The 17,694-nt window shown below is 43.6% G+C and carries 13 protein-coding genes; all 13 read right to left on the bottom strand.

Features of this window, described 5'->3' with window-relative positions:
- Positions 1 to 23 precede the first annotated feature (23 nt).
- Positions 24 to 2,249, bottom strand: coding sequence for a S8 family peptidase (locus FJR71_RS03785; protein WP_140814137.1), 2,226 nt, complete (start codon positions 2,247 to 2,249; stop codon positions 24 to 26).
- Positions 2,250 to 2,252: 3 nt separating this feature from the next.
- The gene (locus FJR71_RS03790) at positions 2,253 to 3,296 is read right to left on the bottom strand and encodes an AAA family ATPase (RefSeq protein ID WP_140814138.1); all 1,044 of its coding nucleotides are present in this window, start codon (positions 3,294 to 3,296) and stop codon (positions 2,253 to 2,255) included.
- 140 nt (positions 3,297 to 3,436) lie between these two features.
- Positions 3,437 to 3,970, bottom strand: a complete 534-nt coding sequence (locus FJR71_RS03795; RefSeq protein WP_140814139.1) for a hypothetical protein — start codon at positions 3,968 to 3,970, stop codon at positions 3,437 to 3,439.
- A gap of 19 nt (positions 3,971 to 3,989) precedes the next feature.
- On the bottom strand, positions 3,990 to 6,983 hold the full coding sequence (locus tag FJR71_RS03800; protein ID WP_140814140.1) for a type I restriction endonuclease subunit R: 2,994 nt from the start codon (positions 6,981 to 6,983) through the stop codon (positions 3,990 to 3,992).
- Between the two features lie 126 nt (positions 6,984 to 7,109).
- Positions 7,110 to 7,475, bottom strand: a complete 366-nt coding sequence (locus FJR71_RS03805; RefSeq protein WP_140814141.1) for a TIGR02328 family protein — start codon at positions 7,473 to 7,475, stop codon at positions 7,110 to 7,112.
- Complete coding sequence (locus tag FJR71_RS03810) at positions 7,476 to 7,853, bottom strand: YbgA family protein (protein ID WP_048690044.1); 378 nt, start codon at positions 7,851 to 7,853, stop codon at positions 7,476 to 7,478.
- A 505-nt stretch (positions 7,854 to 8,358) separates the two neighbouring features.
- Positions 8,359 to 10,227, bottom strand: coding sequence for an ABC transporter ATP-binding protein (locus tag FJR71_RS03815; RefSeq protein WP_140814142.1), 1,869 nt, complete (start codon positions 10,225 to 10,227; stop codon positions 8,359 to 8,361).
- The gene (locus FJR71_RS03820; protein WP_061564150.1) at positions 10,217 to 11,965 is read right to left on the bottom strand and encodes an ABC transporter ATP-binding protein; all 1,749 of its coding nucleotides are present in this window, start codon (positions 11,963 to 11,965) and stop codon (positions 10,217 to 10,219) included. Before FJR71_RS03820 ends, FJR71_RS03815 begins: the two co-directional genes overlap by 11 nt.
- Before the next feature lie 337 nt (positions 11,966 to 12,302).
- A complete protein-coding gene (locus FJR71_RS03825) occupies positions 12,303 to 13,985 on the bottom strand; it encodes a glycerophosphoryl diester phosphodiesterase membrane domain-containing protein (protein ID WP_246040094.1) in 1,683 nt (560 codons plus the stop codon).
- Positions 13,986 to 14,216: 231 nt separating this feature from the next.
- Positions 14,217 to 15,362 (bottom strand): FtsX-like permease family protein, encoded by a 1,146-nt coding sequence (locus tag FJR71_RS03835; RefSeq protein WP_140814143.1) that lies wholly within the window; start codon positions 15,360 to 15,362, stop codon positions 14,217 to 14,219.
- A gap of 3 nt (positions 15,363 to 15,365) precedes the next feature.
- The gene (locus tag FJR71_RS03840; protein ID WP_140814144.1) at positions 15,366 to 16,046 is read right to left on the bottom strand and encodes an ABC transporter ATP-binding protein; all 681 of its coding nucleotides are present in this window, start codon (positions 16,044 to 16,046) and stop codon (positions 15,366 to 15,368) included.
- A complete protein-coding gene (locus FJR71_RS03845) occupies positions 16,043 to 16,618 on the bottom strand; it encodes a TetR/AcrR family transcriptional regulator (RefSeq protein ID WP_140814145.1) in 576 nt (191 codons plus the stop codon). The genes FJR71_RS03840 and FJR71_RS03845 overlap by 4 nt, the downstream gene beginning before the upstream one ends.
- 148 nt (positions 16,619 to 16,766) lie before the next feature.
- The gene (locus FJR71_RS03850) at positions 16,767 to 17,690 is read right to left on the bottom strand and encodes an aldo/keto reductase (protein ID WP_140814146.1); all 924 of its coding nucleotides are present in this window, start codon (positions 17,688 to 17,690) and stop codon (positions 16,767 to 16,769) included.
- Positions 17,691 to 17,694 lie beyond the last annotated feature (4 nt).

Raw genomic sequence — 17,694 nt, forward strand, 5'->3', positions numbered from 1 at the left:
TCATCAAGCTTTTTTTAATAAAATTAATCTTCAAAATGAATTTCTCCCTCAGCAACATTATAAATATCAATCATTTCCTGAATGTCAATTCTATTCACAAGCCAACCACGCATAGAACATTGACTAATGAAATCAGAAATCCTATTTATCCCTTTCATTTCTTTAAGTGTTACAACTATTCCAAACCTAAGTTCTCTACCATCACCATTGTTAAGTCGTTCCTTAGTTTTAAGACTAAACCCCCACAAACCATCACCATATGCCTTTTTAGCTCGCCCATTTGGCTTAACGTACTCTATAATTGATTTGATATTATCCCATTTTCTAAACAATCCTCGAGCATCTGTTTCAGAAAGAGACACATTATCATTTTGTTTATTATCATTCACAGTAATTATTTTCTGTCCATTAAGTCTACCAAAATAAATATCTAATTCTGTATTTGTATAATCAACTCCTTGATTCCTAGAACACTTGGGAAAATAACACAACGTTGCTTTAGCAATGTAAGGGTGCTTATCATCAACAACAGGCACTGGAAGATTATAATTGTATGTATCAAACATGATTGATTCTCCAGATATAACAAACTTAATCTCATCATCTTGGGCGTTAAGCACATTTTCGATTTTTTGAGGTACTACACCATACCCGATTAAATTCATAGAACTATTTGGTTTTGACCATGATATTGCAGAATCAATAATTAAAGCTTTCGCTACCTCCCTACTTAACCCTATCTTATGAATTAAATATGCCATTTTTCTAGTAATCCAAGGTGCTGCAAAAGATGTTCCTGCTACAAAATATTCTCCTGTAGGCATACAAACTCTTATTTTGTTTTTCCCATCCCCTCCAAAATAAGAAATGTCAGGTTTATTAAAGAAGGACAACACTTTACCTTCTCTAGAGTATGTCGCTGGTTTATTATCCTTATCAACGGCATTCACAACTAGAGAATTTATTGAATCTGCTGGTGCCCCTATTTTCATTCTAGCTTTATCGCTCACTCTTTTATTTGTTCCTGCTATCACAAATATAACATCAAATTCATATTGTATTTTATCTAACAAAGCAGCTTCTGGAGAAATGAAATTTTTTTGAATTTCTAATGCTGAACCTAATGATAAATTCCATACCTTAATATCTCTATTATCTGCAACTATTTCTTTAATTGACTTAAGTATAGAAAATGAACTAAACTTGCTACCCCTTGCAACTCCAAAATGTTTAACTCTAAAACGGCCACAACCATCATCTAATTCTGGATTAATTGAAGCACCGTCAACTATTAACGAAGATACAGCTGTACCGTGTTCATAATCAGTTGAATTAATTGGAATATCGGCATTTACCTTATCTTGAAATGTCACCCATTCGGAAAAATAAACACTAGTATCAAACATAGTATCAATAACTCCGACTACCGGTTCATCAGCAGGTGAAGGAATTGTCATTCTATGCCCGCTATCAAAAATCTCAAAATTCTGAGTATCCAATTTCGATAAATCGGTAGTAGCCATAGAAATCAGATAAGGAGCCTTTTCATTTAAGATTTCTAACTGATCCGGAGTCAATAATATCGTTGTCTCATCAATCACTCTGTAATCAGGAACATTTAAACCAACCCTCTTTAACAATTCACTTGTAGGTACTTTTGTATCAAAGATACTAATAATTGATGTTTTTAGTTCATCAAGTTCATTTTTGGGTATTGCAAAATTTTCAATCGAACTAATGTCTACAATAGCTTGTAAAAATTTTGTTCTAGCAATTATTCCTGGTTCATAATTATCTGTCCTGTCACTAATCGAATTTAATTTTTCTGTAGAAATTTCTCCATTAAAATCTTTAATAAGTAATGATGCAACTATATTCAAAGTATTAATCGATTCATCCAAAACATCTAAATCTACGTAGTAAGTAATAACATGTTGCTTCTCTGTAGAAGTTTTATCAATAAATTTAGCTCCAACAACGCAATCATTTGGTTGAATTCTACTATTTTTTTTAAACAATTCTCTCATTCTTCTACTTTTTGCAACAACATCTACATAAGTTACTGAAATTAAAGCTCCTTCAAAATATGAGATATTTAACCAATATTCTTTAAGTTCTTCGAGCTCTTTTTTTAATTTTAATATTTTTTTTTCACTTACAATTTGATTAGCCAACAACTTTGGAGAACCTGGTCGACCACTACTTGATTTTTGCTCAAAACGCCCCTTTAATTGCAATAATTCATTCATTCTTTAACATCCTTTTAACTCTCTTGAAACCTGACTTTTTGAAATACCTTTCAAAATCTCTATTTCACGTACTGTGAAACCAAGCTCTTTTAATTCTTCAATTGAAACTTCATCTATCGATTTATATGCATTTGTAAAGATTCGCCTCAAATAATCGTATTTATCAGTTAAACTGCTAAAAGCTACTGCACTCTTTAAAATATTCTTTAGTTCACCTGGATAAGGAATAGGTTTCATCAGAGAGATAATCTTTCTCAATAATTTACTATTTTTCCCAGATTGTTTAAAATCTTTTAAAATATCACTCATTAAAACAATCGAAATATCCAATAAATCATCTTGACTATAATTATTAAAATTAATTACCGCATCAAAACGTCTTATTAAAGCCTTATCAAAAACATCAAACAGATTAGTCGTGGCAATTAAAACAACCTCATCGTTTAGTGAGTCGATTCCCTTCAATATCGCAGAAGTTGCTCTCCCCATTTCTCTCAAGTCATTGGTATCTAATCTATTTAAAGCGATAGCATCTATTTCATCAAACAATATAACTACTCTGTTTGGTTTAGAAAAACTATTTATTTCCTTAAAGAGTGAAGCAATATTCTTTGACGTTTGTCCTAATTTACTATCAACTATTGTTTCAAAATCTACAATATATAGTTCTCGTTCCAATAAGCGAGTTATTTGTTTTGTTGTCTCTGTCTTCCCAGTCCCTGGTGCCCCTTCAAAGAGAAACTTATTTACTCCAATATTCCTCCGAACAGCATTCACGATTCCAATCACATCTTTAGAGATAGGTTCTGGCAAAGGCAATGATTCTAAATTCAGCAGTGATACCTTCCTTAACGATTCAATATCTTCTTCATTCATTTGTGGAACAAAAGTATTAGCATCTGAAAGTAATGCCATTATATATTCAGCTAATTGATAGTCTCCATTTTTATCAAAAGATTTTGCTATCTCATACGCTTCGGTCCTGAATCCCGACTCATTCTTCTCTGTAAAATACTTAATTAAGTTAATCACTTGCTTTTTTTTCATTGCTAGACCTCCATTTAAAATACTAAACTAAGTATAACACTATGGGACAAAAATGTCAATTTAGGGACAAAAAAATAAAAATAACAGGTGTTGTACTTTACTATACAACACCTGTTATTTTATAACTTTGAGAACTTAAATTAGTTCTCCACCTCTAGTTTTGCTTTCACCCATTCCTCTTTCATATAACAAGAAAATTTATCAGAAACTATATTCAGCATAGCTTTATATTGTTCAGGCACATCATATCTTTGCAATTCCTGAAAACTTGGTACAAACTCCGAAAAAGTGATATCTCTATAGGAATACTCTAATTTTTCTTCCAGAAAATTAACTAATTCATTAAATATACTTACAATCTCAGAGTTTCTTCCATCACTGTCTTTTTTTGGGAAATAAGAAATTAATTGATAATAACTTGACCACAAATTTCCCCTCACCATATTAAAATTTTTTTCGTTATCACAAACTCTTAAAAACAATAACTCATTATGAAACTCTGTACTTAATTTAATAAAATTCGAGTAGATTTCTCTAACTTCCTTAATCCACTGAACACGAGAACTTGAGATAATCTGGGCTTGTATTTGAGCCTTATTATTTCTAATAGTTACAAAAACATTCACAAGTGAAACAAATGCAGCAACTCCTGCAAAAATCGTAGTCCAATTCATACTTTTTCTCCAAAACTACCTACCTCCCCACTCTCAGTGGTTCAATCACCTCTTCGATCAGTTGGGTATAGGCTTCTTTGATTTGTTTTTTGTAGCTGAGTGGGTTGAGGGCGTCTGCTACTTCTGCCTTGTAGTCTTTGTAGCGTTGGCTCTTGGTCAGCTGGCTTTCACCGGCTTGTTTTTTAGCACCTTTGCGGTAGTGTTGGATATAGTAGCGCAGCTCGTCGGCTCCGATATACCATTTTTTGGCAAAGCTTACGATATGGCTATCGATGATGGATTCGATCATCTGGTCCAAGACTCCGGTGATGGATTGTCCTCGGTAGCGTTCGGGCTCTTCTTGGACTTGGGTCCAGAGGTTTTGGATGATCTCGGCTAGGCTTGGATTGGTCCGGTTCAGGCTCTCGATATAGCTATCCACAGTTGCGATATCCTTGTCACTCAGGGTCTGCTCGTCATTTTCCTCCTGCTGGATCATACTCTGGATCAGCATCAGGATATAGGCATAGTTGATCTCATCGACTTGGACAGACTCTAGCTCATAGTGGATGTCCAACTCGTCTTGGCTGTCCACTTCTAGATCCCTGCTCTTGATCTCCGCCAGGATATTTTGATAGAGGCCTAGATAGGCTTCGAGCTGGCTGTCGCTGAGACCTGTTTCCCGATAGATCTCTTCCTTATCATACTCTGAGTAGACGCGGATCGAGGCTTGGTACTTGTCAAAGACCTGATAGGCTTTAGCCACCTTTCGGAGCTGGGCTGTTGGAGCCTGCTCGAGGGCGACTCCTTCTTCTTCAAAGTCTGTGACTTGTCCTTTAAACTCTGCCCAGGCTTTTAAGAAGTTGCGCTTCTCTTCTTCCCAGCTTGGTGCTAGGACCTCATTTTCTCCTCCATTGGAGTAGAGCTTGAGGGCATTGTCGACTGCTTCCTTGAAGGCTTGAGGACGCTGGAAGGTGATGATATGGCCGAAGTGCTTCTTGTCATCAAAGATCCGATTGGTCCGGCTAAAGGCCTGGATCAAGTCCTGTGGGCGCATGGGCTTGCGATCAATAAAGAGCGTAGAAAGACAAGGAGCATCAAAGCCGGTCAAGAGACGGTCAACCACGATGACCAGGTCCAACTGCTCATTGCGGTAGAGGTACTTGTCCTGCTTTCTGGCCAGGCGATTGTTGACATCAGTGTTAAAGCCCCGCAGATCCGCTAGGCTAAAATGCGTACCAAACTCTTGATTGTAGTCCTCCATGACCTGCTTCATGTGGTCTTGGTAGCCGATGGACTCTTCCTCATTTTCAGACACTGAGTAGGTGATGGTGAATTTTGGAAAATCTGGCAAATGGCGTTTGACCCGCTCGGAGACCTTGACCCGCTCCTTGCCAGCGAGAATGCTTTTGAGCAGATTATAATAGGCCTGTGCTCGTGGGATGGACTTAACCGTCAAGATAGCTTCATAGCTCTTTCCGACCCCTTTTGGGATATTAAGCTGTTGCTGACTCTTATTGAGGATGGCATCGAGAACTTCTAGCATGTGCTCCTTGTCCTCATAGGCCTGGTCTGGGATCTCTTCTTCTAGCAGATCAGAAATGATGGTGTTGCGGTAGTCAACCTTAAAGCCCAGAACCGCTCCATCATGGATAGCTTCCTTGACGGTGTATTCATGCAGGCGATCACCATACTGTTGGTGGGTAGTCTGAGCCAGGTCTCCCACTTGCTTGCGTTTGTTTTCCTTAAAGATCGGAGTCCCTGTAAAGCCATACCAAAGAGAGTTCTTGAAGTAGGCCTTGATCTCTTTTTGCGTCTGTGGGGTGACCGCCCGGTGACACTCATCCACAACAAAAGCCACGCGCAGGTCCTTGATCTTCCCAGCATCCCGCTGGTACTTCCCTTCTTCAAACTTGCGCATCATGGTTGTAATTTTCTGGATGGTCGTCACCACCACGCGCTTGTCATTGCCCCCTAGGCGCTTGACCAGTTCATGGGTATTGTCCGTCTCGTCGATGTCGATGACATCATTGGCCGCATAAGAGAGGAAAGACGAAGTCGTCTGCTGGTCTAGGTCTCTGCGGTCGACGACAAAGATGGTCTTTTGGATAGCAGGGATCTGCAAGAGATTGCGCGCTACCTTGTAAGAGGTTAGTGTCTTACCTGATCCGGTTGTATGCCAGATATAGCCCGACTCTTGACGACGAGAGGCTTCCTGTACAGCCTCGATGGCATGGATTTGATAGGGACGCAAGAGGATGAGGGCTTTCTTGCTATCGTCGATGACCGAGTACTGCATGACCATCTGGTGGGCCCGAGGAATAGAGAGGACCTCATGCGCAAAGCTATTGAGATCGATCATGGGTTGGTTGTCCTTGTCCACCCACTTGGTCAGGAATTGCTTGTTTAGCTTGCTTTCACGGGCTGCAGCGATATAGCGTGTGTCGATCTTATTGGTCACGACAAACATCTGCAAGCTGGAGTAAATCCCCCGGAACTTGCCTTCACGGTCGTACTTTTTGATCTGGTGAAAGGCATCTAGAAAGGCTACTCGTGGGCTCTTGAGTTCGATATGGATGAGAGGCAGCCCATTGATCAGAAGGGTCGTATCGAGCCGTCGATCCTGGTCTAGTGGATAGGCCTTGTCGCGTTCGACTTGATTGACCACTTCATAGCTTGACTTACCAGCAGCGATATTGTCCCGCCAGATGACCGCGAGACGGATGGTGCCTAGACTGGCATCCTCACGTTGAACTTCAACCTTGGCGATGCCATTTTCACCAGCAAGCCACTTGGCTGCTTCATAGTAGCTGACAAAGTTGAGCTGGTTCTTGATCTGGCGCTTTTCTTGGTCGGTCAAGGGATGGTCCGCTAGTACGGTGACATTGTTTTGCGCCAGCTTGTCAAAGAAATTGTCCCACAACTGGTCTTCATTCTTGAGATCCTCGCGGTAGGTCCACTGACTCTCTCCTGATGTCAACTGCTGGATCAACTGTCTTTCGATCTCAAGTTCTGGAGTTGCTACTGCCTTCATCCGTCTATCCTTTTCCTGTACATAATCTCCTATTATTATAGCATGTTTGGGAAAGAAATTAACGCTTTCAAAGCATTTTGTTGGTTTTTCGCGCAAAAAAACGAACCTGGTTTGGTTCGTCTTTTCTTAGTCAAGTTGAATCCCTTTTTCTGCTAGATTGTCTAAACATTCTTGGAGGTAAGTAGTCCGGTGCTCGGGATAGATGGGAGTATTCAAAACTTCTTCTTCTAGCTCTGGGTAGGCTGGGCAGGTTTTGCCTCGGTAGGTCGGCTCCCACCATTCTGGGCTGACCTTGTAGCCACGAGCGGTCATCTCCTCCATGATCAGGCGGTGATAGGCATAGAGGCGATAGGGCGAGTAGTCAAAGACATAGTTGACCGTCGCGTGCTTCTTGCCCCAGCCATTGCCTCGAAGGGCGCAGCATTCCCGGTGTTGCCCTAGGAGCTGGGGTCGAGGGAGTTTGGGAATCAAATCTTGGTGCCACAGTCTCATCTATTGACCTCCTAGTAGTGTAGAGTCTTGCAAGTAGTGATTGGGGTAGCGCTCAAGGAGCGTTTGGATCCCCTTGATGAGATCTTCTTGGCTAACTTGCCCATGCTGGTATTTCTCAAGTAGCAGCATGAAGTCAGCCTTTTCCTCAGGAGTCGCCTGCTTTTTGAAATAGCCCCAGATATGCTGGAAGGCATTGGAGACCTGGCCACGATTTTCCGGCAAGGCCAGCGCTTGCTGGATCAAGTCCTCGACGTGACTGACCTCAACCTGGTCTTGCTTGAGGTATTCCCGGATCTCCTTGTAAATGTTGCTGGAATGACTCAGCACCAGGTATTTATTTTTCGCCCATAGGACTTGGCAGTGATGTTTTTGATCCACTCGTATCTCCTTTTGATCTTCTCTATCAATAGTCCTCCCATTATACCATGGAAATGAGTTAAGTCATAGAAAAAGTAGACCTACAAGGCCCGTTTTTCTCTCTGTTTTATTTATCAAAGGGAGGCTTTTAACTGTTCCAGCCTGAGACTAGAAAATAAAGAGGAAGGGGCTCAAAACGAATTGAACACGGGTGCGGATTGTGTAAAAAGCGCAAAATACATTATTACTATATCCAAGACAGACTAGCTGATTGAATCCTTCTCTCTCCTTTTAGCTCGGAAGAATCCTAATCAGCCTTGTGGGTGCAGGACAACGAAGCAATCCCATACAATAGTGCTTCTGTCCTGCTCCCTATTTTGACTTTATCCGCAGGCGCCCTTTGTATCTTGATTTAGTCATGGAACTTCTTCGAAGTTCGCTGACGTCCGATCTCACCTAAGGAAAGTTTCAAAGACAACATTATCCATAAGCAAAAAAGCCTGAGACCCGCTCAGACTTTTTTGTATTAATCAATTTCAAGGCCACCGGTGTAGAGGCGGTAATAAGTCCCACGTTCTGCCATCAAGGAAGCGTGGTTGCCTCGCTCGATGATGCGTCCCTTGTCCATGACCATGATCACATCCGAGTTGACGATGGTTGAGAGACGGTGGGCGATGACAAAGACAGTCCGTCCTGCCATCAGGCGATCCATCCCCTCTTGGACCATCTTCTCTGTCCGTGAGTCGATTGAGGAAGTCGCTTCATCCAGGATCAAGACTGGCGCATTGGCCAAGGCTGCACGCGCAATAGCGATCAGCTGACGTTGACCGTTTGAGAGACCGGCTCCATCATCGTTCAAGACGGTATCATAGCCTTGGTCCAAATGTTTGACGAAGGAATCCACATTGGCAATGCGGGCTGCTTCCAGGATTTCCTCCCGGGTCGCATCTGATCGACCATAGGCGATATTTTCTGCGATAGTTCCAGTGAAGAGGTGGGTATCCTGCAAGACGATCCCTAGCGAACGACGGAGCGAATCTTTCTCGATCAGCTTCACATCGATCCCATCATAGGTGATAGATCCTGATTGGATATCGTAGAAACGGTTGATCAAATTGGTAATGGTGGTCTTCCCTGCTCCTGTCGCGCCGACAAAGGCCACCTTTTGCCCCTTGTCCGCGTAGAGGTTGATATCGTAAAGGATTTGGTTCTTATCATTGTAGGAGAAGTCTACATTTGTAAAGACGACATTTCCGACCAGTTTGACCAGTTCGTAGTCGCCATTTTCCCGAGGGTGTTTCCAAGCCCAGAGGTTGGTCTTCTTATCAGTGATGACCATGCGACCATCGACCTCTTCATAATTGACCAAGGTGACTTTCCCTTCATCCACTTCGACTTCTTCATCCAAGAGATCAAAGATCCGATCTCCCCCAGCAAGAGCCATGAGGACAAAGTTCAACTGTTGCGATACTTGGGTGATAGGACCGTTAAAGGAACGGTTGAGCTGAAGGAAGGCCATGAGTCCACCAATGGTAAGGCCACTGATGCCATTCAAGGCGAAGATCCCTCCGACCAGCGAGGTCAAGACGAAGGAAACATTTCCCAGGTTCCCCAATATAGGCATCAAGACATTGGCATAGCGGTTGGCCTGATAAGATGACTCAAAGAGTTGGTCATTGATCCGCTCAAAGGCTTCAATGCTTTCTTCTTCATGGACGAAGGCCTTGACCACCTTTTGACCAGACATCATCTCTTCGATAAAGCCGTTTTCAATCCCTAAGTTCTTTTGCTGATCGGCGAAATAGCGACCAGATTTGCCAGAGATATCCTTGATGACATAGGCCATGACTCCGACCATCAAAAGAACGAGAAGGAAAAGGAGAGGGCTGATCATGATCATGCTGACTGCTACCCCGACAATGGTGATAGCAGATTGCAAGAGCTGCGGGATAGACTGCTCGATCGCTTGGCGAAGAGCATCGATGTCATTGGTGTAGATCGACATAATATCCCCGTGTTGGTGGGTATCGAAGTACTTGACAGGGAGCTTTTGCATGCGGGCAAAGAGCTGGTTCCGTAGCGAGCGAAGCGTATCCTGAGAGACTGTCGCCATAATGAGGGAGAAACCATAGTTGGCCAAAACTCCCAAAATACCAACTACTGCTAGCATCATCAAGAAGCTGAGGAGAGGACCAAAGTCCCTGCTTCCAATATCCAACATGGGTTGGATGTATTGGTCCACCAAGGCCCGGATAGAGGAGGTAATATAAACCGTAGAGAGGGAGGCTGCCACAATAAGGACTGCTGCTAAGATGAGAACGAACTTATATTGTTTCCACATATAGTCTAGCAAGCGCACGAGAGAGCCCCAGCTGGCTTTTTTCTTATTCTTCATCTGCTTGTCCTCCTTTCCCTTGGGTTTGCATGTCATAGACTTCGCGGTAGATGGCATTAGTCTCAATCAGTTCTTGGTGAGTACCGATCGCATCAATCTTCCCATCATTCATGACCACGATCCGGTCTGCATCTTGGATAGAAGAGATCCGTTGACCAATGATGATCTTGGTCGTGTCCTTGAGACTAGACGCTAGACCTTGACGGATCAGGCTATCCGTCTTGGTATCGACAGCTGAAGTCGAATCATCCAAGATCAGAATCTTTGGATTCATCAAGAGGGCGCGGGCGATACAGAGACGTTGGCGCTGACCACCTGAGACATTGGCTCCACCACGTTCGATCATGGTATCATAGCCATCCTTAAAGTTCTGGATAAATTCATCTGCTTGAGCGATCTTACAAGCTTCCACGATTTCTTCGTCCGTCGCGTCCTTATTTCCCCAGCGCATGTTTTCCTTGATGGTACCAGAGAAGAGGACATTGGTCTGAAGCACCATGGCAACTTGCTTGCGCAAATGGTCTAGATCATAGTTTCGCACATCTTGACCAGCTACCTTGACGCTACCAGACTCTACATCATAGAGACGAGGGATGAGCTGGACCAGACTAGACTTACCAGAACCAGTCCCCCCAAGGATTCCGATCACTTCACCAGAGCGAATGCTGAGGTTGATATCGGACAAGACATGGGCCTTGTCGCCATTTTCGTCTGTGTAGGCGAAGTTCACATGGTCGAAGGTAATAGACCCATCTGCTACTTCTGTCAGACCATTCTCAGGAGAGACGATGGTTGACTCTGTCCCAAGCACTTCATTGATCCGCTCCACAGATGCCATAGAGATCGAGAGCATGACGAAGATCATCATAAACATCATGAGAGACATGAGGATGGTCATAACGTAGGCAAACATAGACGTCAGCTCACCTGTCGTAAAGCTTCCAGCCACGATGAGTTGGGCCCCGATCCAAGAGATCAAGATAAAGGAAGCATACAAGGACAGCATCATGGCTGGACTACTCAAGATCACGATGCGAATGGCCTTCATGAACATGTTGTAGATCAAGCGAGAAGCCTTCTTAAACTTAACCGTCTCTTCTTCTTCTTTGACATAGGACTTGACCACGCGCATGTTGGTGATATTTTCCTGGATGCTATTGTTCAAGTTATCATAGGCCTCGAAGACCTTGGTAAAGAGTGGATAGACAATCTTAGTGATTACACCCAAAACCAGCCCCAAGAAAAGAGTGATTCCGACAAAGATCATGGCCATCTGCGGATTGATCAGATAGCTAGCAACAATAGCAAAAATCAAGTTAAGCGGTGCACGCACACAGATCCGGATGACCATCTGATAGGAGTTCTGCACATTGGTCACATCCGTCATCATCCGGGTTACCAGACCACCTGAGGAGAAGCTATCGATGTTTTCAAAGGAGAAGGTTTGGATCTTTTTAAAGATCGCCTTCCGTAGATTCTTAGCAAATCCGGCTGATGCAAAAGCCCCGTAGCGAGCCGACTGCATCCCACAGAAAAGAGAGAGAAAGGCGAAGACCAACATGAGGAGACCATAGGTCAGAACCGTGGTCATATCCCCCTTCTGAACCCCCTTGTCCAGAAGCGTCGCCATGATAAAGGGAATAGAAATCTCAAACATAACCTCAAACACCATATAGAGTGAGGCCAGAACTGAGGGTTTCTTATATTCCTTGATTTCAGCAATCAATGACTGAAGCATAGATACCTCCTAAAATACTAGTTAGTACAGTTTTCGTCAGCAAGACGTCCATTCCTAAACAAAGAAAAAATCATTTGAACAGAATCAGCCATCTCTGCATGCGAAAGCTATAGAAAGAGAAAGCGCCCTGACAGCGTGACTGTAGGGACGACTTTCGTTATTTGTAATAGTTATTATAGCTTAACAATGGATAAAAATCAAACTTTTAGTCAGTCCTTACCAAATAGACTGACATTCTTCTGGAGACAAGTTCCTACTCTTCATTGGTACTGAGAGACACCAAGCTCAGGAAGCGATCAAAGTAGGTCTTATTCTTCTTCAAGTTTTTCTTCAGGCTTTATGCCTCTGCTACTTCATCCGTAATGATTCCATCAACCGGTCGTTGAAGGTAGGCCGTTAACTTTTGCTCATCATTGATGGTCCAGACATAGAGCTCTTTTTTCATCTCATGGGCCTGGGTTACCAAATCCTCCTGATAAGAAAAGTCTTCGATTGCAAAGAAATCAACCGGGTAGTCCTCAAACTGTCCAAACTGAATCGGAATGACATAGCCGGTCTTAATCTCCGGGGCTTTCTTTTCCACCTTTTCCATCACCGACAGATCCAAGGACATGGTTGGATAGTCATTTTCAACTCCCAACTCCTTCATCTTTTGGACGAAGAGATCTACGTAATTTTCCGGTTCTGCACCATGAGGCTTGAGCTCGACCAAGAGGGGCATCTTCAGCTCCTTGGCCCGGGTGACAAACTCCTCAAAGGAGGGGATATGACTGGTATGACCATCCTGTTGGATCTTTAATCCCTGCACCTCAGCCAGCGTCATATCTTTGACATCCTTGTCCACTCCAGCCAAGCGTTTGAGATTGTAGTCATGCATGACGACGAATTGATGGTCCTTGGTCAAGAGGATATCCATCTCGACATAGGAAGCCTTCTCCTTGGCAGCTGCCTCGAGTGCTTCAAGGGAATTTTCTACACCCTTGGCCACATAGCCACGATGGGCTACGATTTTTACCTGGTCATTGACCTCTAAGGCCGCTAAGTCAAATGCTGCCATTCCTGACTGAGCCAAGAGGAAAAGAAAGGTCAGGACAAAGAGCCCCTTCATCTTGCGTGAACCTCGAGTCTTGATGACCGAACGACTTGGAGCCTCCCATCCATTGTCTAGGATGATTCCAAAGGTTCCCAGTTTAGACATGACAGAAAAGAGGAAAATGTAGAGGCGGATCAAGACCAAAAAGATAGTCTGCACCCAGATATGCTGGCCCGTTTTGTCCAGCTGACTAGACGCAAAGACCAGGCCAAGGATCAAGAGAATGCCCGTTACAGAAAGGATAAACTCAAAGGAGAAGATCCGCAGGATAAGGCGGATCCCACCCTTCTTGGTCATCTCCCAACTCTTGCGCATGGCAGCCCCAAAAGGAAGCTCTTCAATCACGATATTGGGTACCGTATAGATGAGACGCAGATTGAGATAGATTAGAAGCACTTGAACTATGAAGAGGCCGATGGTCCCAGCGGTCGTCTTGCTAAACTCCCCTGTGATAAAGTTAGGAATATAGAGACCGTCCGTCAGAGTGGAACCAATGAAGAGACCCGCTACAGGCAGAGTCAGAACCATATAAAAGAGAAAATGCAACAGATTCCAACCGCTAAAATCCTTTAAGCGACCAAAAGACTGGCGAAAGACCTTATTAAAAGATAGGTGCTGATCCGTACGAGACAGATAGATCAGGGCAATCATGGTCCGCATCTCCAGCATAAAGAGAAAGGCGAAGACGATGGCAAAGAGAATCAAAGCCACTAGACTCAATGGATTGGTCAAGGTCGTGAGGATATTGTTCTTGTCAATGTTGGACGCACCCGATAAGAGGAGAGCCAGTTGAAAGACCCAACTCAAGGCCGCAGCCCCTATACCAACCACAAACTGCAAAAGAATCCCCACAGAGATAAAGGACCATTTGTTGCGCCAGATCAAGTAAAAGGCCCCTTTCAGGTCCTGCCAATAACTCCGTTTCATGCTGTCTCTCTTTCATTTCTTTTATTCCCCTAGAATAGCGGAAAAGCCTCTCCCTGTCAATGATTCTACAAAAAAGGCTGGGACAAAAATTGTCGAGCAAGACGCAGTGGTTGAGTGGGCTCTACTACGCTGATTTCATCAGCTTTTACAGCCCTACTCAACTGTGCGGAGGTGGGACGACGAAATCAAATTCTAACGAATTACCAATTTCTGTCCCACTCTCTTTTCTATTTATTCTGCTAAGAGCACTTCTTTAATCGTTTGTTTTTGGAGTTTTCTGTTGGATAGATAAAAGAGGCTTTCGTAAACCACCACAAAACCGATCAAAGTCCAAAAGCACACATTCCCATCAAAGTGATGCTCAATCTTTTCAGGAACCGTATCTTTGATCACACCGATCAAGATTTCCATGATGCCATATTGATAAGCTGTCCCAAAAACAAATCCTAGATAGGCCCAAAAACGATAGGGAGCGAGAATATGACCTTGACATTCCCGATTGGTGTAGCCAAAAGCCTTCATAAGAGCCAAGGTTTCACGACTTTCTGAGACCACAATCCCCAATGACAACAAGAGAATCGAGAAAGAAAGGATCAAACCAATCATAATCATCATGGTTTGGATGATGTCATCTGTGTAATCCTTGAGGCCAAAGGACAATTGAACCATGGCCGCAAAACACATGGAGCCAAAGACCACAAAAAACAAGATAGATTTTCTCCCCCATATCAGTGACGAAGACAGCTCTTTTAGGAAGGCCTTCTCTTTCTTGGGAGCCTTCTTTCTCCTTTTGACCTTGATAGGACTTGGGGATTTTTTCAATAAGCGAAGTGCCGGCGTTTGGAGTTGTCTTCTAGCATAACCAATCGCGAGAAGCATAAAAAATGTCGTTGGCAGGATCACCAAAGCAAGCAAGAGCTGCCAATGAAAATGAATGGTGATTTCTGGCAGGATCCCCTTCTCATTACGAAAGTCATAAAAATGTCCCATCATGAGAAATGAAGCGAGATAGCCAAGAAGCGCTCCAGCTCCAAAACTGAGCCCAAAGGCCCAAAACCGTTTAGCCAACTGGCCATTGCTATAGCCCAAAGCCTTTAAAATCCCTAATTGTTCCTTGTGGTCATCGACAAATTGTTTGATATAAAAACACATGAGAAGGACCGACGTCAAAGACAAGACGACCCCACTGACCATGGCTACCATCCAGGAAAGCGAAACCTGGGCATCATAGTAGGTCTGAATCATGGGATTGGTTTTCGAAATCTCTAATTGCTCGATGTCCAAGTAAAAATTCAAGAAGAGATTGGCCACAAAGACCGCACAAGCCCCAATGATACTGACGACAACTAATTTTCGAATATCTTTTACTGAAAACATAGCTTACCATCCGATCTCATAGGCAGTCTGAGGTTGTTCATTGGTCACAACTTCTGTAATCTTGCCACTATTGACACGAATGATGGTTCTAGCCATATCCGCAATATTTTGGTTGTGTGTCACCATGATGAGGGTAAAGCCCAGCTTTTCCTTCAATTTCCAGATATAGTCGAGAATCTTGCGCCCTGTTTCTTCATCAAGGGCTCCCGTCGGCTCATCTAAGAAGAGTATCTCTGGCTTTTTGGCCAAAGCCCGAGCAATAGAGACTCTCTGCTGTTCCCCACCCGACAATTCACTCGGATACTTGTCTAGCTTATCGCCAAGTCCCAAATCTTCTATGATCTGCAAAAAATCATGATTGTTTGCCAGGTCAGCACCCATCTTTACATTCTGTCTGACCGTCAGATTCGGCAATAAATAATACTGCTGGAAGATAAAGGCAATCTTCTCACGTCTAAAGGCTGTCAATTGAGCATCCGTGAGTTGTGATAAATCTTGTCCTTGAATGAGGATATGCCCCTCGTCAACCTTTTCTAAGCCTGATAACACATTTAAGAGAGTTGATTTTCCCGATCCAGAAGGACCAAGGATAACCACATCATCCTGGTCTTGAATCTGCAAACCAATCCCCTTTAAAACCTTGGTTTGGCCGTAACTTTTGTGCACATTTTCTAGTTGAATCATTTCTTTCCTACCATTTCTTTGATGAGAGATTGACAAACCTCTGTCAGTAATCCAATCACTTCTTCCATGCTGAACTGGTAAATACCAGAAGCAACCATTGAGGCCATCCCGTGTGAGTAGATAAATAGATGCTGGTACAAGCGACCAGCCTCCTCAACAGTCAAAGGATAGTCTGCGACGATCGAATCCAGAACCAACTGGTAACTATGATCCTTCATGGGAAGAAAATCTTGAAAGCGACGAATCGGCTCTTTGCTAGGATTTTGGAAAAGCAACTGAAAAAGTTGGGGCTCTTTTGAGGCGAAAAGGATATAAGCAACCCCAACAGATCGAAAAGGCTTCTCATCTTCTAAGGCCTTGCGAATATACTCCACCACGACCATCTCCGCAGCACCAATAACCTCTGCTTGTAACTCAGCCATATTGGCAAATTGCCCAAAAATGACTCTCGGTGTGGCTCCTAGTTTCTCTGCTAATGCTCGAGCAGTTAAACTAGCCATGCCCTCTTCTCTCACCAATTGTAAAGCTGTCCCAATGATAGCCTCTTTACTGAATTTAACCTTTGGTGGCATAAGACTCCTTTCACGCAACATTTGTTGCGCAACACTTGTTGCATAAAGAATACCATAAAAAAGAAAGACTTGTCAAGAAAAATCTGAAAACTACAAAACAAAAAACCAGTCCACCGATAAGAGTGGAATCTGGTTTACTAACAAGATTCTAAGGCAAATCATTTCCCGCCACCAAGTAGATTTGGTACCATTCCTTGCGGGTCAAATTCACCTCTGCTGCTTTCCCTGCTTCAAGGACATGCTGGGGCTTGGTCGTTCCGATGACAGCCTGCATCTTACCCGGATAGCGGAGGACCCAAGCAAGGGCGATGGCTGTCGGAGTGACCTGGTATTTCTTCGCCAAGTCATTAAGGACATGATTGAGGGCCGCAAACTCTTCCTTACCGACAAAATTCCCCTTGAAATAGCCATGCTGGAGGACAGACCAAGCTTGAATCACCGTATCGGTTAAGCGACAATACTCAAAGACACTGCCATCTCGCACAGCTGCTTTTGGCCCTTCCATGTTGACATGAAAACCAGCTTCAAAGCTTGGTGTAAAGGCGGCACTCAACTGCAACTGGTTGACCTTGAGTGGTTGTTTGACAGCCGTTTTGAGCAATTCCATCATCATAGGATTTTGATTGGACACCCCAAAATGACGGACCTTGCCCGCTTGCTCCAAGTTATCAAAAGCTGCCGCCACTTCTTCCGGCTCCATGAGGGCATCCGGTCGGTGAAGGAGGAGACTATCTAAGCGCTCGATCTGCAGACGCTCGAGGATGCCATCGACGGAATCCAAAATATAGTCCTTCGAAAAATCAAAATAGGTAAAGCCATCTTTGCGAATCCCACACTTGGACTGGATCCACATCTGATCCCGAAGATCCGGACGGCGCTTGAGAACCTTCCCCAGTAGGACCTCACACTGGCCATCGCCATAGATATCCGCCAGATCAAAAGTGTTAATTCCAATCGACAAGGCTGCTTCCACCAAGGCCTCCACCTCATCTTCACTCATCTGACTGATCCGCATCATCCCAAGGACAATCGTGGACAAACGCTCATTTTCAGCAAACTCAATATAGTTCATGTCC

This window comes from Streptococcus xiaochunlingii (assembly GCF_006385805.1).
GTDB lineage: Bacteria > Bacillota > Bacilli > Lactobacillales > Streptococcaceae > Streptococcus > Streptococcus xiaochunlingii.